Source organism: Arthrobacter mobilis, assembly GCF_012395835.1.
Taxonomy (GTDB): Bacteria; Actinomycetota; Actinomycetes; order Actinomycetales; family Micrococcaceae; genus Crystallibacter; species Crystallibacter mobilis.
On record NZ_JAAZSQ010000003.1, the window covers coordinates 51,772 to 70,548 of the forward strand.

The 18,777-nt window shown below is 69.2% G+C and carries 22 protein-coding genes; 12 read left to right on the forward strand and 10 right to left on the reverse strand.

What is annotated here, in order from left to right; all coding sequences use genetic code 11:
- Window positions 1–3 precede the first annotated feature (3 nt).
- From HGG74_RS05020 to HGG74_RS05035, 4 genes are all read left to right on the forward strand, one after another.
- A complete protein-coding gene (locus tag HGG74_RS05020) occupies window positions 4–1,368 on the forward strand; it encodes a 3-oxoacyl-ACP reductase (RefSeq protein WP_168485261.1) in 1,365 nt (454 codons plus the stop codon).
- Window positions 1,365–2,291, forward strand: a complete 927-nt coding sequence (locus HGG74_RS05025) for a MaoC family dehydratase (RefSeq protein ID WP_168485262.1) — start codon at window positions 1,365–1,367, stop codon at window positions 2,289–2,291. The genes HGG74_RS05020 and HGG74_RS05025 overlap by 4 nt, the downstream gene beginning before the upstream one ends.
- 145 nt (window positions 2,292–2,436) lie before the next feature.
- Entirely contained in the window at window positions 2,437–2,766 is a 330-nt protein-coding gene (locus HGG74_RS21135; RefSeq protein ID WP_205761407.1) for a hypothetical protein, read from the forward strand.
- Window positions 2,767–2,910: 144 nt separating this feature from the next.
- Window positions 2,911–3,144 (forward strand): metallothionein, encoded by a 234-nt coding sequence (locus HGG74_RS05035; RefSeq protein WP_168485263.1) that lies wholly within the window; start codon window positions 2,911–2,913, stop codon window positions 3,142–3,144.
- Here HGG74_RS05035 and HGG74_RS05040 read toward each other — a convergent pair.
- Window positions 3,141–4,262, reverse strand: a complete 1,122-nt coding sequence (locus HGG74_RS05040; RefSeq protein WP_168485425.1) for an AI-2E family transporter — start codon at window positions 4,260–4,262, stop codon at window positions 3,141–3,143. The genes HGG74_RS05035 and HGG74_RS05040 overlap by 4 nt on opposite strands.
- A gap of 224 nt (window positions 4,263–4,486) precedes the next feature.
- Window positions 4,487–5,734, reverse strand: coding sequence for a D-inositol-3-phosphate glycosyltransferase (gene mshA / locus HGG74_RS05045; protein ID WP_168485264.1), 1,248 nt, complete (start codon window positions 5,732–5,734; stop codon window positions 4,487–4,489).
- Between the two features lie 134 nt (window positions 5,735–5,868).
- Between mshA and HGG74_RS05050 the strand changes: the two genes are divergently transcribed.
- Together HGG74_RS05050 and HGG74_RS05055 are read left to right on the forward strand one after the other, a co-directional pair.
- Window positions 5,869–6,168: a hypothetical protein gene (locus tag HGG74_RS05050; RefSeq protein ID WP_168485217.1), complete on the forward strand. Its 300-nt coding sequence runs from the start codon at window positions 5,869–5,871 to the stop codon at window positions 6,166–6,168.
- A complete protein-coding gene (locus tag HGG74_RS05055) occupies window positions 6,165–7,847 on the forward strand; it encodes a glycoside hydrolase family 13 protein (RefSeq protein ID WP_168485265.1) in 1,683 nt (560 codons plus the stop codon). Before HGG74_RS05050 ends, HGG74_RS05055 begins: the two co-directional genes overlap by 4 nt.
- A gap of 30 nt (window positions 7,848–7,877) precedes the next feature.
- Here the strand turns inward: HGG74_RS05055 and HGG74_RS05060 are convergent, their stop codons facing one another.
- Genes HGG74_RS05060 through HGG74_RS05070 form a run of 3 tightly spaced genes read right to left on the reverse strand, consistent with a single transcriptional unit; the run spans window position 7,878 to window position 10,864 of the window.
- Window positions 7,878–9,002, reverse strand: coding sequence for an FAD-dependent oxidoreductase (locus HGG74_RS05060; protein WP_168485426.1), 1,125 nt, complete (start codon window positions 9,000–9,002; stop codon window positions 7,878–7,880).
- Window positions 8,995–9,726, reverse strand: a complete 732-nt coding sequence (locus HGG74_RS05065; protein ID WP_168485266.1) for a class I SAM-dependent methyltransferase — start codon at window positions 9,724–9,726, stop codon at window positions 8,995–8,997. The genes HGG74_RS05060 and HGG74_RS05065 overlap by 8 nt, the downstream gene beginning before the upstream one ends.
- Before the next feature lie 7 nt (window positions 9,727–9,733).
- Window positions 9,734–10,864, reverse strand: a complete 1,131-nt coding sequence (locus HGG74_RS05070; RefSeq protein WP_168485267.1) for a type III polyketide synthase — start codon at window positions 10,862–10,864, stop codon at window positions 9,734–9,736.
- 45 nt (window positions 10,865–10,909) lie between these two features.
- On the opposite strand from HGG74_RS05070, the gene HGG74_RS05075 reads away from it, so the two are divergent.
- From HGG74_RS05075 to HGG74_RS05085, 3 genes are all read left to right on the forward strand, one after another.
- Window positions 10,910–11,455 carry a hypothetical protein gene (locus tag HGG74_RS05075; RefSeq protein WP_312856747.1) on the forward strand — a complete coding sequence of 182 codons (546 nt, stop codon included), beginning with the start codon at window positions 10,910–10,912 and terminating at the stop codon, window positions 11,453–11,455.
- A gap of 172 nt (window positions 11,456–11,627) precedes the next feature.
- A complete protein-coding gene (locus tag HGG74_RS22090) occupies window positions 11,628–12,392 on the forward strand; it encodes an SRPBCC family protein (RefSeq protein ID WP_168485268.1) in 765 nt (254 codons plus the stop codon).
- 71 nt (window positions 12,393–12,463) lie between these two features.
- Window positions 12,464–12,877, forward strand: coding sequence for a CBS domain-containing protein (locus tag HGG74_RS05085; RefSeq protein ID WP_168485269.1), 414 nt, complete (start codon window positions 12,464–12,466; stop codon window positions 12,875–12,877).
- Window positions 12,878–13,003: 126 nt separating this feature from the next.
- Here HGG74_RS05085 and HGG74_RS05090 read toward each other — a convergent pair whose 3' ends face one another.
- The 4 genes from HGG74_RS05090 to HGG74_RS05105 form a co-directional block, all read right to left on the reverse strand.
- On the reverse strand, window positions 13,004–13,231 hold the full coding sequence (locus HGG74_RS05090; protein WP_168485270.1) for a YegP family protein: 228 nt from the start codon (window positions 13,229–13,231) through the stop codon (window positions 13,004–13,006).
- 101 nt (window positions 13,232–13,332) lie between these two features.
- Window positions 13,333–14,253: an SDR family oxidoreductase gene (locus tag HGG74_RS05095; protein WP_168485271.1), complete on the reverse strand. Its 921-nt coding sequence runs from the start codon at window positions 14,251–14,253 to the stop codon at window positions 13,333–13,335.
- Between the two features lie 42 nt (window positions 14,254–14,295).
- A complete protein-coding gene (locus HGG74_RS05100) occupies window positions 14,296–14,610 on the reverse strand; it encodes a PRC-barrel domain-containing protein (RefSeq protein ID WP_168485272.1) in 315 nt (104 codons plus the stop codon).
- A gap of 208 nt (window positions 14,611–14,818) precedes the next feature.
- Entirely contained in the window at window positions 14,819–15,256 is a 438-nt protein-coding gene (locus tag HGG74_RS05105) for a hypothetical protein (protein ID WP_168485273.1), read from the reverse strand.
- Between the two features lie 403 nt (window positions 15,257–15,659).
- Between HGG74_RS05105 and HGG74_RS05110 the strand changes: the two genes are divergently transcribed.
- The 3 genes from HGG74_RS05110 to HGG74_RS05120 all read left to right on the forward strand — a co-directional run bounded on the left by HGG74_RS05110 (window position 15,660) and on the right by HGG74_RS05120 (window position 18,043).
- On the forward strand, window positions 15,660–15,935 hold the full coding sequence (locus tag HGG74_RS05110) for a GlsB/YeaQ/YmgE family stress response membrane protein (protein ID WP_168485274.1): 276 nt from the start codon (window positions 15,660–15,662) through the stop codon (window positions 15,933–15,935).
- A gap of 307 nt (window positions 15,936–16,242) precedes the next feature.
- Complete coding sequence (locus HGG74_RS05115) at window positions 16,243–16,506, forward strand: hypothetical protein (protein WP_205761408.1); 264 nt, start codon at window positions 16,243–16,245, stop codon at window positions 16,504–16,506.
- A 358-nt stretch (window positions 16,507–16,864) separates the two neighbouring features.
- Entirely contained in the window at window positions 16,865–18,043 is a 1,179-nt protein-coding gene (locus tag HGG74_RS05120; protein ID WP_168485276.1) for a heparan-alpha-glucosaminide N-acetyltransferase domain-containing protein, read from the forward strand.
- 11 nt (window positions 18,044–18,054) lie between these two features.
- On the opposite strand, the gene HGG74_RS05125 is transcribed toward HGG74_RS05120, so the two are convergent.
- Window positions 18,055–18,678: a DUF305 domain-containing protein gene (locus HGG74_RS05125; RefSeq protein WP_168485277.1), complete on the reverse strand. Its 624-nt coding sequence runs from the start codon at window positions 18,676–18,678 to the stop codon at window positions 18,055–18,057.
- Between the last annotated feature and the right edge of the window lie 99 nt (window positions 18,679–18,777).

The window sequence follows — 18,777 nt, forward strand, 5'->3', positions numbered from 1 at the left end:
CCCATGGCCGCCGCACAGGACAGTTACCTGAAGCTGCTCTCGAATCCGCTGGCACGGGAGTTGGCCGGCCGGCTGAAGCTGCCGCGGCCGGCGGTCCTGCGGCGCTACCGTCCGGGGGATCCGCTGCTGCCCGGCCCGGTACTGGTGCTCGGCGCCGGGGACAGCGCCGGCACGCTGGCGTCGGCGCTGCTGGACTGGGGCCTGGATGTCCGGCGGCACGCCACGCCGGGGGAGCGGATCGGGGGGATCGTCGCCGTGCTCGACGACGTGGCCGAGCCCGGTGACCTGGCCGCCCCGGCGCTGGCCCTCGGAGCCTGCCTGCGCCAGCTCGCCCCGGGCGGGCGGATCGTCACGGTCTCCCGGCCCGCGGCCGCGTCCGCCGGGGCGGCCGCGGCACCCGCTGCCGCCGCGGCCAGGCAGGGGGTGGACGGCCTGCTGCGCTCGGTGGCGCGGGAACTGCGCGCCGGCGCCACCGGCAACGGGATCCTGCTCGACGACGGCGTCGACGCGACGGCGCCGGGCGTGCTGGGCGCGCTGCGCTTCCTGCTTTCCGGCCGCAGCGCCTATGTGGACGGCCAGTTCCTGCTGGTGGGGCCGGGAACCGGTACGGTCCCGGCGGATCCGGACCGGCCGGTGGCGGGCAGGGCCGCAGTGGTAACCGGCGCTGCGCGCGGCATCGGCGCCGCCATCGCGGAGGTGCTGCGGCGCGACGGTGCCTTGGTCACCGTCGTCGACGTTCCCGCGGCCGGCGAGCAGCTGGCCGCCGTCGCCAACCGGATCGGGGCCACAGCGCTGCAGCTGGACATCACCCGCCCGGAGGCCGGCGCCAGGATCCTCGAGCACGCGGCCGGCCGGCACGGGCGCCTGGACATTGTGGTCCACAATGCCGGTATTACCCGGGACAAACTGCTGGCCAACATGGACGCCGACCGGTGGAACGCGGTGCTGGAAGTCAACCTTGCCGCCCAGCTGCGGATGAACGAGGCGTTCCTGGCATCGGACCTGCTCGGGCCCGCCCCGCGGATCGTCTGCCTGGCCTCCACCAGCGGCATCGCCGGCAACCGCGGCCAGACCAACTACGCCGCGTCCAAGGCGGGGGTGATCGGCATGGTGCGCGCCTCGGCGCCGGTGCTGGCCGGCCGCGGCGGGGCGATCAACGCCGTCGCCCCTGGATTCATCGAAACCGACATGACGGCCCGGATGCCCCCGGCCGCGCGCGAAGCAGCCCGCCGCCTGCTGCCCTCGCTGCAGCAGGGCGGATTGCCGGTGGATGTGGCCGAGGCGGTGGCCTTCCTCGCCAGCGACGCCGCCGACGGGATCAACGGACAGACGCTGCGGGTCTGCGGCCAGAGCCTGGTGGGCGCATGAACGCGCATCCGGAGGCCGGCCCGGCGAGCCGGCGGGAAGAGGTCAGGCTGCCGGAGCTGCCGTCCGTGTCCCGGCTGCTGGTCCACGCCGCCACGACGGCGGCCCGGGAACGGCTCTCCGGGACCAGCCGGCCGGCCGCGCTGCCGGCCGTGCGGCACACCGTGGACTCTGTCCGGGTGGAGCTGGAACGCCTCACCCGGTTCCAGCACCTGGTGGGCGGGACGGTGCGGGATTCCCTGCCGTCGGCGTTCCTGCACACCGTCACCTTCCCGGTGGCCATGAGCGTGCTGACCCGTGCGGATTTCCCGCTGCCGCTGCCGGGGCTGGTGCAGCTGGCCAACCACGTCCGCCAGTACCGTGCCGTGCATTTCGCCGAGCCGCTGACGCTGTCGGCCTGGGTGGAGAACCTGCGCGGACACTACGCCGGCACCCGGCTGGATGTTCGCACCGAGGTGCTCGCCGACGGGGAGGCCGTCTGGCAGGGAACGTCCGAATACCTGGCCAAGGGCGTGTTCCGGCCGGGGCTGGACACCGGGGCACGGCCGGCCCGGGAGGACTTTACCCCGCCGGCGCCCACTGCCCGGTGGCGGCTGGGGGTGGACGCCGGCCGCGAGTATGCGATGGTTTCCGGGGACTTCAACCCGATCCATCTGAGCACCGTCTCGGCCCGGCTGCTGGGCATGAAGCGTTCCATCGCCCACGGCATGTACCTGGCCTCCCGGGTGCTGGCCGGGATCGAAGCGGTGGCGGGGGATGAGCACGAATGGAACATCCGGTTCGCCGCGCCCGTGTACCTGCCGGCCGCCCTCGCCCTGCGGATCGAGGACGAGAGCCGGAACGAGCACTGGGTCGCCTCCAGCTTCACCGCCTGGGGCGAGCACAGCCGGCGCCTGCACTTCTCCGGCAGCGTCCGGACGCTCTGAGCTGCCCTGGCCCGGCACGGCGCGCGGCCCTGGGTGCGGCAGCAGGCCAATGCATCGTCGCCGATTCCACCACGGTCCTGGTCTGCAAGCTGGCACGCGCGGCCGTGGCCGCCCGGCCCGGCCGGTGCCGGCGCCGGCCGGGCCGGTGAACCGGGACAACTTTCCCACTGACCGCTATGTGCTCGAGGGCACCGCCGCCGAAGGCGGCCTGGAACTGGACTGGCTGGACGTGCCATGCGACGGCGGCGCCGGTTCAGGGCTGGACATGGTCGCGCTCATCGCCGAGGCCGGCATCGGCGCCAGCCGGGACAAACCCATGCCGCTGACAGATTATGCGCTTGATGCCGCCGACGGCCTGCTGGCCGGGGCCGGCGTCGTTGCCGCTTCCCCGCGCGAGGCCGCCAGATTCGAGGAGGTCTACCGCGGTGTTGCCGCCATTGCCGCCGAGGTGGACCGGGACGGCGGCAGGCCGTGACAGTGCGCGCGTGCGCTGCTACCTTGATGGGACGGCGGCACCCGCCGGAAGCAGCCGCTTCCGGTGCCTGCCGCCCAGGCACGACAGGACAACGAGGACGCCGGCATGCTCCCGGGTTGCCGGTGCTGATGCCAGGAGGAAACCATGGCCACCTGTGATATGTGCGGCAACGACTACGACAAGACCTTCACCGTCACCCGCAGCGGGGAAACCCGTACCTTCGACAGCTTTGAATGCGCCATCCACATGATGGCACCGGCCTGCTCGCACTGCGGCTGCAGAATCCTCGGACACGGGGTGGAAACCGAGGAAGGGCTCTACTGCTGCGCCAACTGCGCGCGCGAATCCGGCCAGCAGCAGGTGGTGGACCGGGCTTAGGTCGGCTCGGACCCGGCTGCCGGAAGGTCCGGGTTCAGGTCCTCGACCCGCGGATCCTCGGCAGTCCAGACCTGCAGCACCGCCCAGACGACGGCGGCCAGCGGCACCGAGAGCACGGCGCCGATGATGCCGGCGAGGATGGTGCCTGCGGTCAGCGCGAAGAGGATGACCAGGGCGTGCAGCTGCAGTGACTTGCCCATCACGATCGGCTGCAGCAGGTCCCCTTCGAGCTGGTTCACGGCGATCACGATGACAGCGACGATCAGGGCCACAACCGGGCCGTTGGCCACGAGCGCCACCAGCGCCGCCAGAACGCCGGCGACGGTGGCGCCCACCAGCGGAATGAAAGCGCCCAGGAAGACGATGATGGCCAGCGGGATAGCCAGCGGCACCTGCAGCACCAGCAGGGCGATGCCGATGGCCGCAGCGTCCACCAGGGCAATGATGGCCGTGCCGCGGATATAGCTGCCCAGCACCTCCAGGGTGCGCTGGCCCGCCCGGCGCAGCTTGGCTTCGCGCCGGCCGCGGAACGGGCGCAGCAGGAAGTTCCAGATCTTCGCCCCGTCCTTGAGGAAGAAGAACAGCACCACGACCATCAGCGTGGTGCCGGCAATGAACTCCGTGGCCACGGAGAGGCCGGCCAGGGCGCCGGAGCGCACCTGGGCACTGGTAGCGAAGTCGATCAGGGCCAGGCGCGCCTGCTCGAGCTGCTCCCTCTCGATCGGCAGCGGGCCGGTCAGCAGGAAGGATTCCAGCTCCTCCAGGCCGGACGCGGCGGCGGCAACCAGCTCGTCCCATTCGTTCCGCACCGCCATCACGATGATGGATGTGACGGCGGTGAGTACCACCAGCAGGCTCAGGAAGGCGACGGCCGTGGCGAGCGCGCCGGGAACGCCCTTGCGGCGGAGCAGGTTCACGAACGGTCCGATCGCGGCGGCCAGGATCAGCGCGATCAGGACCGGGATCACCAGCAGCCGGATCTGCAGCAGGCCGTAGACCGCCACAACGACCAGGGTGAGGATGAGCAGGATCTGGGCGCACCGGCTGCCCACCCGTCCCAGCCCGTCCTGCCATGCACTGTGCCGGCGTCCGGCCACGGGCAGCGGGGATGATGCCAGGTTTTGCTCCTGCGGCGGAAGGGGCAGCCGCGGCGGCTTGGGGGCGGCGGCGACGTCGCCGCTCCGGGCCTGCGGCCTCCGGGCCCCGGAATTATCTGCACTCACGACCTGCTCCTTTGGCGAAAATGGCAAGCACGCTGATTACTGTTCCGGAAAACCCCCGGGGGAACAACCCCTCGGTCCGCCCGCTGGCCGGGCCGCGCACCGCGGGCGGGGGCGGCGCCTCAGGCGATCTGCCGGCCGGGACGGAAATGGTCGACGGCGTGCTGGTAGCTGTGCGCCGTCAGGGCGGCGGTCTGCTCCCAGCCGAAGGTTGCGGCGTGGAGGGCGGCCGTGGCACCGAGCCGGCGGCGGTACTGCGGATACTCGTACAGCTCGCCGAGCGCCGCAGCCCAGTCGTCCGGCCCGTGGCCGTCCACCAGCAGTCCGGTGGTGCCGTGGCTGACCGCCGAGGGCAGTCCGCCCACATTGGTGGCCACCACCGGCGTGCCGCAGGCCTGTGCCTCCAGCGCCACCAGGCCGAAGGATTCGCTGTAGGACGGCACGGCCACCACATCTGCGCTGCGGAACCAGGACGCGAGCTGGACCGCGGGTACCGGCGGGGAGAGCCGGACGGTGCCGGTGAGTCCGTGCTGGCGGATCAGCGGTGCCAGATCCAGGCGCGTGGCGCCGCTGGCGTCACCGACAACGGTGATCCGCAGCTTCATCCGGGGGTGTGCCTGACGCAGCAGCGCGGCCGCGGCCAGCAGGACCTGCGGACCCTTGAGGATCTGGATCCGGCCGGCAAAGAGGATGTGGAACTCGTCTGCGGCAATCCCGGCCGTCTGCCGGGCGCTGCTGCGTCCGCCCGGATGGAAGGTCTTCAGGTCCACGCCGGGCGGGACGACGTCGATATTGCCGGCCGCAGCCCCGTAGAGCCCGGTGAGCTCGGCAGCCTCGGTGGGCGTGTTGGCAATCAGCCGGGCGGCCCGGGCGGTCAGCTGCTGTTCGCCCTGGATCCTGATCCGCGGTTCGGCCGCTTCACCCGGCAGCAGGTGCAGGTTCTTGACCTTGGCCATGGTGTGCATCGAATGGACCAGCGGAATGCCCCAGTCCTGCTGCAGGGCCAGGCCCACCGTGCCCGAGAGCCAGTAGTGCGAGTGCAGCACATCGTAGCGGCCGCCCTCGGCCGACACGAAGCGGCGCAGCTCGCGGTCCAGCTCGGGCAGCCGGGCGGGCAGCTCCTCCTTGGGAACCTCGTCCGCCGGCGCGCCGGGCAGATGGATCAGGCGGGCGCCCGGCCGGGGGTATTCGACCTGGTCCTGGTCCCGGCTGGTCATCCGGGTGAACACGTCCACCTCGGCGCCCATCGCTACCAGCTCCCGGCACAGCGAGCGCACGTAGACATTCATGCCGCCGGCGTCCCCGCCGCCTGGAACAGCCAGCGGGGAGGTATGGAGCGACAGGACCGCGATGCGGCGCAATCGGCGCATGAACTCGTCCCTCCGGCTGCCTCGTGGCACAACTTTGCAGCAACCACTCTAGCCCCTGGAGAACTCCGCCGTGCCCTGATGGCAACCGGGTCCTGCCCTCGACACTGCCGGGAGCCGGTGCTAGACAGGAACGGATGGCGCTCATCGGGTTCCAGGCACCGCACGAACAGGCCGGTCCGGACACACTGAAGGAGCAGAAGGTGCGCATAGCCGACACATCGGACCAGTGGTGGAAGAACGCGGTGATCTACTGCGTGGATGTGGAGACCTACCTGGATTCGGACCACGACGGCATCGGCGACATTGCCGGCAGACTCAAGCTGGCCGGCTACGGCTACCGTTGGCTGCGGGTGCATCCGGCCCGGCCCCGGGACGGCATCCTGCCGAAGCTGTCCACCAGTGTTGCCGGTGCGGGAGGGAGCGGACGCGCATGAACGCCGGATTCGAGGGGCAGCCCTTCCGGAGCGATCCGGACTGGTGGCGCCAGGCGGTGGTGTACCAGATCTATCCGCGCAGCTTTGCCGACGGCAACGGGGACGGGCTGGGCGACATCCCGGGGATCAGATCCCGGGTCACCTACCTGGCCTCGCTGGGGATCGACGCCGTCTGGCTTAGTCCCTTCTATCCTTCGGCGCTGGCCGACGGCGGGTACGACGTCGACGATTATCGCGACGTCGACCCGCGGCTGGGCAGCCTGGACGACATGGACAATCTGATCCGGGCCCTGCATGCGGCCGGTATCAAGGTCATTGTGGATATCGTGCCCAACCACTCCTCGAACCGCCACCGCTGGTTCCAGGAGGCCCTGGCCGCCGGCCCGGGCAGCCCGGCGCGGGACCGGTACATTTTCCGTGATGGACTGGGCCCGGATGGCGGCAGGCCGCCGTCGGACTGGGTGTCGCATTTCGGCGGCAGCGCCTGGACCCGTGTGACCGAAGCCTCCGGGGAACCGGGCCAGTGGTACCTGCACCTCTTTGCCCGCGAGCAGCCGGACTGGAACTGGGAGAACCGCCAGGTGCGCCAGGACTTCCTGGCCACGCTGCGGTTCTGGGCGGACCGGGGCGTCGACGGCTTCCGGGTGGACGTGGCGCACGGCTTGGCCAAGGACATGTCCGAGCCGCTGCGCAGCAGGCCGACCGTGGCCGATGAACTGACCCCGCTGGATGGCAAGGATCCACTGTACGACCGGGATGAAGTCCACGAAATCTACGCTGAGTGGCGCAAGGTCTTCAACGAGTACGATCCGCCGCGCACGGCCGTGGCCGAGGCCTGGGTGCCGGCCGCCCGGCGGCAGGCCTACGCCAGCCCGGAAGGACTGGGGCAGGCGTTCAACTTCGACCTGCTGCGGGCGGAGTGGGATCCGGACCAGTTCCGTACCATCATCACGGCCAACCTGGCGCAGGCCGCGGCCTCGGGGACGTCGTCGACCTGGGTGTTCTCCAACCACGATGTTGTGCGGCATGCGAGCCGCTACGGGCTGCCGCCCGGCACGGATTATGCCCGCTGGCTGCTCGCCGACGGGCGGGAACCGGAAGAGGACCGGGCGCTGGGCCTGCGCCGGGCGTGCGCGGTGACCCTGCTCATGCTGGCCCTGCCCGGCTCGGCCTACCTGTACCAGGGCGAGGAGCTGGGACTGTTCGAGGTCGCGGACCTGCCGGCGGACGTGCTGCAGGACCCGATCTGGGAACGCACCGGGCGCCGGCGCAAGGGCCGCGACGGCTGCCGGGTCCCGCTGCCGTGGACAACGAGCGGCCCCTCCTTCGGGTTCGGGACGGACGGGGCGCACCTGCCGCAGCCGGAATGGTTCGGAGCCTGCAGTGTGCAGGCCCAGGACGGGGTCGAGGGCTCGACCCTGCAGTTCTACCGGCACGCCCTGGCACTGCGCCGGGAACTGCAGACCTACGAGGAGCTTTACTGGTGCGACGCCGGATCCGGCTCCGTGCTGCACTTCGCCCGCCCCGGCGGCTGGCATACGGTGTCCAATTTCGGCACCCGTCCGGCAGCGCTCCCGGACGGCGACGTCCTGATCAGCAGTACCCCGCTGCTCCGCGGCATGTTGCCCCCGGATGCGACGGCGTGGCTGCGGGCAGCCGATGTCCGCGGGGCACAGTAGGGCGCGGACGAAGCAGCGCGGCAGCCGTCGCTAGTTCATCGTGAAGCGCCGCGCCACCGCCTCGCCGGCGCCGGGCAGGCCCATGACGGCACGGATCAGGGCGGTGCGGACAGCGAGCACCCGCACCGGCAGCGGCCGGCCCAGGGCCATGTTCAGGTGCGCCTGGGCCGAGGCAACGACGGCGGCCCGGCGGCGGGACCGCTCGAAGTCCCGCAGCCGGGACGCCACCGGTTCCCCACGCAACCCGGCGGCGATGACCGGGGCGAGGGCGGCGGCGTCCAGCCAGCCCAGGTTCATGCCCTGGCCGCCGATCGGGCTTACCTCGTGGGCGGCGTCGCCGGCCAGCACGACACGGCCGCAGACCAGGCGCCGGGCCAAGGTGGAGCGGACGGTGAAAGCGCTGAGCATGGAGTTGTTGGCGGCGTCGACCGCGACACCGGTGCGCTGCCGGATAATGCCGGCCAGCTGCCCGGCGGTAGGCGCTTCAGGGAGCGCGGGCATGCGGGCGACCCAGCGCCGCAGCCGGGCCGGCAGCGGAAAGGATTCGACGATGCCGTCCGGTTCCAGGTAGAGCACGCCCAGGCTGCCGTCGGCGGTGTCGTCCGGGAAATCTCCCATCAGGTAGCTGTCCGGGTAGCGGCGCGAAACCGCCCGGATGCCCAAGGCAGCGCGGACCGGCGAGCGCGCGCCGTCGGCGGCCACGGCCAGCCGGCCGCGGTAGAGCGTGCCGTCCTCGGCCCGCAGCGCCACGCCGGCGCCGTCATCGTGCACGCCCAGCACCCGCACGCCGGTGCGCAGCGCGTCCGGGGCCAGAGCGTGCAGCTGGTCGGTGAGGATGCGTTCGGTGACCGCCTGGGGAACGGTGAGCACGAAGGGGAAGCGTTCCGAGACCCCGGTGAAGGACAGCGCCGCAACCGTGGCGCCGAGGCTGCGGGCGACACCGCGGCGGATCTGCAGCCCCGCTGCCACCAGCGGGGCCGCGGCACCGGCATCGTCGAGGACTTCCAGGGCCGGCGGGTGGATGCCGATGGCGCGCGAGTGCGTGCTGCGCACCTGCCGCCGTTCCAGGACGGCAACATCCAGCCCCGCGCGGGAGAGCAGGAGAGCCAGGAACATGCCGACCGGGCCGCCGCCGACGATCACCACATCATGCACCGACGGCACCCCGGCCGGGCTCGAAGACCAGGTGGAGGCGGAAGACCGAGTCCTGCCGCACCACCCAGTCCGGCGGGACGGCGCGGCGCAGTTCGGGCACGGTGTAGCTGCGCCGGATGGAGGTCAGTCCGTCCCGGCGGATGTAGGAGCGGTGGAAGAAGGGCAGCGTGCCCGCGGCGAAGAGCACATAGGCCAAGGCGCTGCGGGCGATGTCGCTGTGCAGGGCCAGGCTGCGGCAGAGGAGCTTCGAATCGGCCAACAGCCCGTCAAGCTCGGCCGGGGACAGATGGTGCAGGATGTGGTTGGAGACCACGATGTCGAAGCGTGCGCCTTCGGCGGCCAGGTCCGCGCTGTAGGCCCGGCGGACGCTCAGGCCGGGGACCGCGGGCCGGGAGGCGGCATAGGCGTAGGCACGCTCGTCCGGGTCGATGGCGGTAATATCCACCGGCAGTCCGTCGGCAGCTGCCCAGCGGGCCAGGCTGCGGGCCACGTCCCCGGCGCCGCAGCCGATATCCAGCAGCGTGGCCCGGCGCATTGCCGGACCGGAGCGGGCCGCGGCGGCCAGCCGGGGCCTGAGCTGGTGCAGGTAGGCGCGGCGCCAGCCGGAGACCGCACGGTTGACCAGGGCGAACTGGGCGTAGGTGCGCCGGAGCCTGGCCGGATCGCAGTCCGGTTTGTCCATTTCCTCCACGGCATCGGCGGCCCGGCCGGACAGGAAGGCCATGGCCGGTTCAGGCCGGAGTGCCGGTCTTGGTCAGCAGGCCGGTTTCCACCGTCAGCCCGGGACCGAAGGCCATGGCGCAGACCCGTTCCCGGCCGCCGGCGAACGGCTGGTCCAGGATGTGCTTGAGCACGAACATGACGGTGGCACTGCTCATGTTGCCGTAGTCGCGCAGCGTGCCGCGGGCCGGCAGCAGCTGCTTGTCGGTGAGCTGGAGTTTGGCCTCCACCTTGTCCAGGATGCTGCGCCCGCCCGGGTGGATGGCCCAGTGCTCGATCTCCCGGTACGGCCGGTCCCATCCCGCCTGCGCCAGCAGGGGCTCCAGGGCGCCGGTGATGTGCTCGTCGATGATGTGCGGCACGTAGGTACCCAGGACCATTTCGAAGCCCTCGTCGCCAATGTTCCAGGCCATGGAGTCCTCGCCGACGGGCGTCAGCACCGTCTCGAAATGGTCCAGCTCCAGGTACGGCCCCTGCCCGGGCAGGTCGCGGGCGGTGACCACCGCCGCGGCGGCTCCGTCGGCGAACAGGGAGGCACCCATGATCGTGTCCGGATCGTTGGAGGAACGCACATGCAGCGTGCATAACTCGGCAGCGACCACCAGCACCACCGCGTCCGGCTCGGCCTCGCAGAAGGACTTGGCCGCCCGCAGCGCGGGGAAGGCCGCGTAGCAGCCCATGAACCCCAGATGGTAGCGCTTCACCGCCGGGTCCAGCCCCAGGGCGCGGACAATCTTGTAGTCCGGTCCGGGATTGAAGAACCCGGTGCAGGAGACGGTGACCAGATGGGTGATGTCCGGGGCCGCAACGCCTTCGGCAGCGCCGAGGGCGTTGCGCGCGGCGTCGACGAACAGCACGGTGCCCTCCCGGGCGAAGATGTCGTTGCGCACCTTGGTGCTGGGGGAGAGGAGCTCCCGGGTACCGGCGTCGAAAAACACCGGGTTCTCGCTGCGCCGCTCCAAGGTCAGCTCCTCCACCACGGTGTACCGGCGCTCGATGCCCGAATAGTCGAAGGACGTGTTCACCAGCCGGCGGCCCAACCTGGTCAGTCCGGGCTGCCCCGCAAACACGTCGCGGACCTGGCTTTGCACCAGGACAGTGGCGGGAACTGCGGTTTCAAGGGACCTCACGGTGACCGTCATGGTCCATTCTTAGGTGCTCGCCTGCCGGAAGACAATGCCCGCCCGGTGAACCTTCCGCCCGCCGAACACGTCTTCAGGGGTGTGGACTATCAATTCAACGGGCTGCCGCTGCATGTGCTGCTCGTGCACGCGGTCGTGGTGATCGTCCCGCTGGCCGCGTTGTGCACGGTCCTCAGCGTGCTCTGGCCGGCAGCGCGCAGGCGCCTGGGGTTTGTGACACCGCTGCTGGCCCTGGTGGCCCTGGCCCTGGTCCCGCCAACCCAGGCGGCCGGGATCTGGTTGATGGCCCGTGTGGATACCACGCCGGCGGTTCAGACCCATGTTGGGCTGGGCCTGAACCTGCTGCCGTGGGTGGCGGCGCTGTTCGCCGCCGCACTGGCCCAGTGGCTGTGGTTCCGCTGGGGGACGGCGGCGGCGGACAGGCTGCGTGCTGCCCTGGGAACGGCCGGCACCAGGATCCTGGCCGCCGTCGCCGCAGTGTTGGTGGTTGCCCTCGCCGCCGGTACGACGGCGGCGGTGGTCCAGGTCGGCGAATCCGGCACCCGCGCGGTCTGGGAAGGCCGCTTCAGCCAGGAGCCCCCGCTGCCGTGAGCGGGGCGGATACCTGACCGGCTATTCACCTCCAGTATTTCCCCCGGGGTGTCCTAAGTACCCTTAGTATCGCCTTGTCGCGCGCATGCCTCTTGTGTAGCGTGAGAGCAAGTGGCCACTCCTACCCTGCGACGGCGGGTGCAGTTCTTCGATAACTGGAGGAGTACAAACGATGGCAACCGTGGAAGAATCCATCGACGTCGCGGTGCCGGTCAGCACCGCCTACAACCAGTGGACCCAGTTCGAGTCCTTTCCTGAATTCATGGGCGGCGTCGAGTCCGTCACGCAGCTGACCGACACGACCAACCGGTGGAAGGCCAAGGTCGCAGGCGTGGAGCGGGACTTCGAGACGGAAATCGTCGAACAGCAGCCGGACCGGAAGGTGGCCTGGCGCAGCGTGGACGGCACCACCCACGCAGGCGAGGTCACGTTCGAGCCGCTCGGGGACCAGGCCAGCCGGGTGCATGTCCGGCTGCAGTGGGACACCGAATCGCTGACCGAAAAGGTTGGTGCCGCCCTCGGGTTCGACAGCCGCCAGGTGAAGGCCGACCTGCGCCGGTTCAAGGAATTCATCGAAGCGCGCGGCGCCGAGACCGGCGCCTGGCGGGGCACCGTGGAGGACCGCCCGGCCGGCGACTCCTTCGAGGGAGCCGAGGCTGCGGCCCGGGCAGGAGCCGGCGGCGGCCGTGCCGCCGGTGACGAGGAGCTTGCCCGGACAGCAGAGGCGGCCGCGCTCGGGCCGGAACTGCCGGCAGCGTACGAGCGCTTCCTGGCCGGGCTGACACCCGAGGAAGCAAGCACCGTGCGGCCGGTGATGAAGCAGTCCGCGTCCGAGGGGCTGCAGGGAATCCATATCCGCGTCATGCCCAGCGAAATACAGGCCATGGTGTCCAATGAGGTTCCCTACGGCGAGGTCCGGATCGAAGACAACACGTAACTCCGCCCCTGGAGACACCGCCCCTGGAGCACTTTGGCAGTGGAAGTGAAAGTACAAGGAGAGGAACCGAGATGACAACGGCACGGGAAATCATGACCGGCGGAGCAGAGTGTGTCGGCGAGAATGAAACCCTGGCGACCGCAGCCAAGAAGATGCAGGAACTCGACGTCGGCTCGCTGCCCATCTGCGGGGAGGACCAGCGACTCAAGGGGATGCTGACGGACCGGGACATCGTGATCAAATGCATCGCTTCCGGCGGGGACCCGCGGACAGTCAAGGCGGGCGAACTGGCCCAGGGCAAGCCGGTGACCATCGGGGCCGATGACAGCATCGAGGAAGCCATCGAGACGATGAAGAGCCATAAGGTGCGCCGCCTGCCGGTCATCGACGGGCACAACCTTATCGGCATCATCAGCCAGGGGGACATTGCCCGCAACTACCCGGAGGACCGGGTCGGCGAGCTGGTGGAATTCATCTCCTCCTAGCGGGCGGCAGGACCGCAGCAGGCAGCAGGGTGCGGGTCCGCGGCCAACCGCCGGCCCGCACCCCCTGTGATGCCGGGGCGTGCCGGCCGGGCCGGAAGAGAAGGCCAGGCCGGCACGGATTCAACTTCAACCGAGGAAGTGCCCGCCGTCCTTGACGGGCAGGTCGTCGAACTGCAGGCTGCACAGGTCCATGATGCGCGAGGTCGCGGCGCATTCGCGTGCCGCCTCAATGGCTGCCAGCGCCGAGGCCTTGTCTTCATGCGGTTCGGAGACGGCGAGGATCGCGCCGACATCGTCGAGCATCCGGAACCTGAATTTCGCGTCTGAATCCCGGTACAGTTCAAACACGCCCATTGCCCGGTCCTTCTTTCGGCTACCCCCTGTTGGTTGTGTGCGAGTGAATTGGCGGTGTCGCCCGCTGCCCGGCCGGCGGCTTCGGCCGGGCAGGTCCCCGGTCAGGGGCTGGGCATGCCTCCGTTGACGTTCAGTGTCTCGCCGATCACGTAGCTGGATTCCGGCGAGGCCAGGAAAACGTACGCCGGGGCGAGTTCCGTGGGCTGGCCGGCCCTGCCGATGGGCGTATTCTTGCCGAATTCGGGCAGCTTGTCCTTGGGCTGTCCGTCGGAAACCTGCAGCGGCGTCCAGAACGGGCCCGGTGCCACGGCATTCACCCGGATCCCCTTGGGCGCCAGCTGCACCGCCATGCCCTTGGTGAAGTTGTTGATCGCCGCCTTGGTGGAGGCGTAGTCGATCAGGGTCGGGGACGGACTGTAGGCCTGGATGGAAGTGGTGTTGATGATGGCCGATCCCGGCGGAAGATGTTCCAGCGCAGCCTTGGTGATCAAGAAGATGGCCCGGATGTTCGTCTCATAGGTGCGCGTCCATTGTTCCTCGGTCAGGTCCTGCAGCGACTCGACAGCAATCTGGCGGCCGGCATTGTTGACCAGGATATCCAGGCCTCCCAGGCCCTCGGCAGCTGCGCCGACCAACTCCGAGCAGAAGCCGACGTCGGTCAGGTCGCCGGGAATCGGAACCGCCTTGCGTCCACACTCCTCGATGATCCGGCAGATCTCCTCGGCATCGGCCTGTTCGTCCGGCAGGTAGTTCAGGGCCACATCCGCACCTTCGCGGGCAAAGCCGATGGCCACCGCGGCACCGATGCCGGAGTCTGCACCGGTGATCAGTGCCTTTCGGCCCTCCAGACGCCCCGTACCGCGGTAGGAGTACTGACCTCGGTCCGTTGCGGGCTCAAGCTCCCGGTCCAGGCCTGGTTCGGGCTGGTCCTGTTTTGGCGGGCTGATCGAGGGGTACCGGGTCACCGGATTCTGGAACGTGAGCTGGTCCGTCCGGGTGTTGTCCGAGTCCTGATTGCTCATAGGGTCCTCTCCTTGTCCACTCCCGGCGATCTGCCGGCCGGCCTACAGGCCGTAGTAACGGTGCAGCTTCGCTTCATCCTCGGGCGACAATCCGGCTTCGGGGGCATTGTCGATATCCGGCGAGCCCTTGATGGTGTCATGGTCATAGGCCACGTAGACGTCCGTGCCTTCGATCCGTGCTCCGGTCAGCGGCACGAAACGTTCGCGCGTATCCGCCGGGCCTAGTGCCACGGTCAGCCATGCAAGCCGGCCGGTGTCCTTGTCCCGATGGACTTCGCCCACCAGTCCGAGGCGGTGCCCGGTACTGTCCCAGAGGGTGGCTTCCTGGAGTTCGTGCGCACTTTCATCCTGGATCATTGGTGCCTCCTGGGCTGACGGCCGGTCCGCAATGGCAAGCATGCTTAGTTTTGAACGTATCAGGCCCGGGGCTGTTGTCAAGAAGTCACAGGGGAGTGGCGGGCAGCCCCGGTCGCCGGACCGGCAGCAGGCTGCCGCCTAAGGCCTCTCGGCGCTGGCGCGTCGCACCTTCCCACCACTCGCTTCGCTCGCGGCGGGGCCCTCGGTGCTAGCTGGCTTCCTGTTCGGTGTCCGTGCCGATGGCCGGGCGGGCCATGTTCCGGACCTTGAGCCTGCCACCCTTCATGCCGCGCGGCGACGGAACGGCAACGAACAGGACCTGGTGGATCCCCTCCGAATCCTCGCACTTGATGGTCAGGGTGCGGATTCCTTCCGGCACCGACGGCTCGAAGTACTGCAGGTGCCGGGCCCCCAGGCTCACCGAACCCTTGCGCGTATAGACGGTACCGAGGTGGTCTTCCACCACGATGCCGGGACGTCGGAATTGCGGTCCGGCGGCTGAGCGGACCTGCATGTTGACGACCAGTCCGGTGGTCCAGATCTCCACGGAAAGGATGATGAACTCCGCGGTGCCGGTGTTGTGCCGGCCGAAAGTGCGCGGCACCAGGACGTGCTGCAGGGTTCCTGCCAGTGTTGGGTCGTCCATAACTCTTCCCCATGTGTAACGGCGATGGATTTTTCATTGTAATAAGGGGTCTTATGAAAAGCGCCGGAAGTGGTGGCAGATATTCCCGCATTTTCCGCCAGCTTGCCGCCAGGGGCGTTGGGACGGGGCCGGAGGTCTTGCGCAGCCGGTACGCGTGTGGCACAACTAATAAGGGAAGCATGCTTAGGAATTGGACCGGCAGCCCGGTGCAACCGTGACGACGGCAAGTGCCGGCCGGGTTTACGTGCTGGCCTGAGGCGCCGGAATGCCGTCCCGAAAGGAGTCGAGTGACACTCAAGCAGGTTCCATAGCCGCAGGCCGGCATCGGGAGTATGCGGGTCCGGCCGCGTGAAACCATTCAGCAGGCTTTCGCCTGATCTGTGTTGCCTTGAAAGGAGCAGTCATGGGAATCATCGCTTGGATTATTCTTGGCCTGATTGTTGGCGCGATCGTGAAGGCGATCATGCCGGGCCGCGTGGGAGGCGGCTGGGTTACCAGCCTGGTCCTCGGCGTCGTCGGAGCCATTGTCGGCGGATGGATCGGTAGCGCGCTGTTCGGCACCGGCGTCGAAGGGTTCTTCGACCTTGGCACCTGGATCCTCGCCATCATCGGCGGCCTGATCGTCGCAGGCATCTACGGCATGGTGACAGGCCGGTCCCACGGCCACACCCATGCCTGACTAGTCCTCCCGCCCGGCCGCCGGGCGGAAGGCAGGCCAGCAAGCGGTCCCGGCAGGTATTGCCGGGGCCGCTTTTCGTCCGCTGGCCCCCGGCGCCCACGGCCGGCGCGCGGCCCGCCAGCCGGCACCGGGGGCGGAATATGTCGCAACATGCCGCAGGCAGCGAAAAAATGTTGCCTACGTCACATAAGCGCAATTAGCATGGGTCGGGATAAGCAGCGGAACTCATGAAAGAAGTGCCATGGTCCAAAAGCTTCGTGTAGTTGTCCGTTTCGACCTGGGTTGCGAAACGGCCAGAATCAAGGTCTTGGGGAAAGTGGACCTGCACACGCTCACCGCTCTGTATTCGCTTATTCGACGCACGAACTCGATCCGTCCCAACTTGCGGCTGGAAGTGGACCTGAGCAAGGCCTCCGCCGAAGCGGAAGCCCTGGCGGACCTGCATCAGAGCTGCGATTCGGGCCGCCTGCCCGAGCAGGTCGACCCTGCCCGGGGCAAGTGCCACCTGCGGGTAGTGGACCCGGTACCGCAGTTGCCGACGGTCCGCGGCCTTGCCCGGCTGTCGGCGTAGCGGCATCCCGGGCACGACGACGGAGGCTGCCCGGGCTGCGCAACGGCGCGCAGCCGCACCCAAGGAGGACAAGGCGGCGTTGACTGTTTCCGGGCCGCAGGCCTGGCCGGCTCCTGCCGCACCGCCGGTGCGGCAGGACAAGCCGTGCTGCGCGGACTGCGGCAGCGGGGACTATTTGACCTTCGGGGAGTATGTGCCGGCACGGCTGACGCAAAACTGCCAGTGGAGTGCTGCCAGCGCCAGCTATACCTGCAGCCAATGCGGCGGAAACGGTGACCGCGAAGTGTCGTCGTCCTGGGCTCCACCGGGCTGGTTCTGGTACCAGTAGGGGGCTTCCGGTGCGTGGAAGAACAGCAGTGTGACGGAGCCTGCGGGGGCTGCAGACCGGACTATTGCCGCCGGAACCGGCCCGCCCGCAAGGAAACCGCGCATCCTGGCGGTCGATGCCGCACGGTGCCTGGCACTGATCGGCATGATGGGCGTGCATGTGCTGCCGGAAGTCAATTTCAAGGACGAGCCGACGCTGACCTGGATGCTGTTCGCCGGACGGGCCTCGGCGCTGTTCGCCCTGCTGGCCGGTGTGTCGCTGGCCTTCAGCTCCGGCGGCACGAGGCGCCTGACGGGGCGCCCCCTGGCTGCGGCCAGGACAGGGGTGGCTGTCCGCGCCGTCGTCATCATGGCCATCGGCCTGCTCCTGGGCTACGCGGACCCGGGGGTCGACATTATCCTGGCCTTCTACGGGGCCATGTTCCTGCTGGCAGTGCCGCTTTTGGGCCTGCGCCCACGGACGCTGGCGATACTGGCGGCGGTTTTTGCGCTGGCAGGTCCGGTTCTGCTGCTGGCCCTGCGCCCGCTGCTGCCGGTGCCGGATAACGACAATCCCACTTTCAGCACCTTGGCCGAAGATCCCTTCCTGTCCCTCGGCCAGCTGCTGTTCACCGGCGGCTATCCCGCCGTGCCCTGGATGGCATATATGTGCGCCGGGCTGGCCAGCGGCCGGATGGACCTGAGGTCCCGGCGGACGACGGTGCTGCTGCTGGGTTTCGGGTTCGTGCTCGCTGCGGGATGCTGGCTCGTCTCCGGCCTGTTGCTGTCAGTTGTCGAGGACCTCTCCGCTGGGGAGATCGTCCGGCTGCTGGTGGATGGCTACGACCCGGATATTTCCGAGGATTCATGGTGGTGGCTGATAGCCGCCAGCCCTTATTCCTCGATGCCGCTGGAACTGCTGCATACGATTGGCACGGCCATGATCGCACTGGGAACCCTGCTTGCCGCCGGCAGGCACCTTCACCAGGTCCTGGCCGTCCTGGCGCCCGCCGGCAGTATGACGCTGACCCTCTATTCTGCGCACCTGCTGTTCCTGGCCACCGGGATGCTCGGGGCCCGGCCGTTCGAGTCCTTCGGCCTGCAGGTCGGGGCCGCCTTGGTAGCGGGGGTATTGTGGCGGAACCTGGCCGGCGCCGGACCGCTGGAACGGCTGGTCTCGGCAGCTTCCAACCAAGCCCGGAACCGGGTGGCCGGCGGGGACAGTCCCTAGGCTCACGGCCGTCAGAGGGCGGCCAGCAGGTCCTCCATTTCCCGGATCTCCGCCTTTTGGTCTTCGACGATGGCCTTGGCCAGGGCGACCGCCTCAGGATTGGAGCCGTTCCGTGCCTGCTGCCCGGCCATCTGCACCGCGCCTTCGTGGTGGGCGATCATTTGGGTGAGGAACAGTTCCGCGGCGTCGGATCCCTCGGCGCCTTCGAGACGGTTAAGCTCGTCCTGGTTCAGCATGCCGGACATTCCGCCGCCCATGTCCTCTCCATGCGCGCCGCCCATGTCGTGGCCGCCCGGATCGGGTGCGGGACTGTCCCATGCCGCCAGCCAGCCCTGCATCGTCTTAATCTCGGGGGCCTGGGCCGCCTTGATCCGCTCGGCCAGTTCGGTGACCCGGGGGTCGATCCCTTCCTTGGCCAACATGATGTCGCTCATCTGGATGGCCTGCTGGTGGTGCGGAATCATCATCTGCGCGAACATGACGTCCGCGCTGTTGTGTCCGGCCGCTGCGGAGGAAGGCGTGGCGGCCGGGGATGCTGCCGGGGCGGTGGCAGCTGAATCGGTATCCGTTGCGCCGCAGCCGGACAGGGCGGCGGCGGCGACGGTTACGGCGGACAGCCAAAGGTAGCGCTTCATGACCGGTGTGTCCTTTAGAGGGTGTTCTGCTCTACGGAGGGATGGGAACCTCACCTTCCCTGCCATTATCTCCACCGTCTTCGGCCGGACCCAGACCAG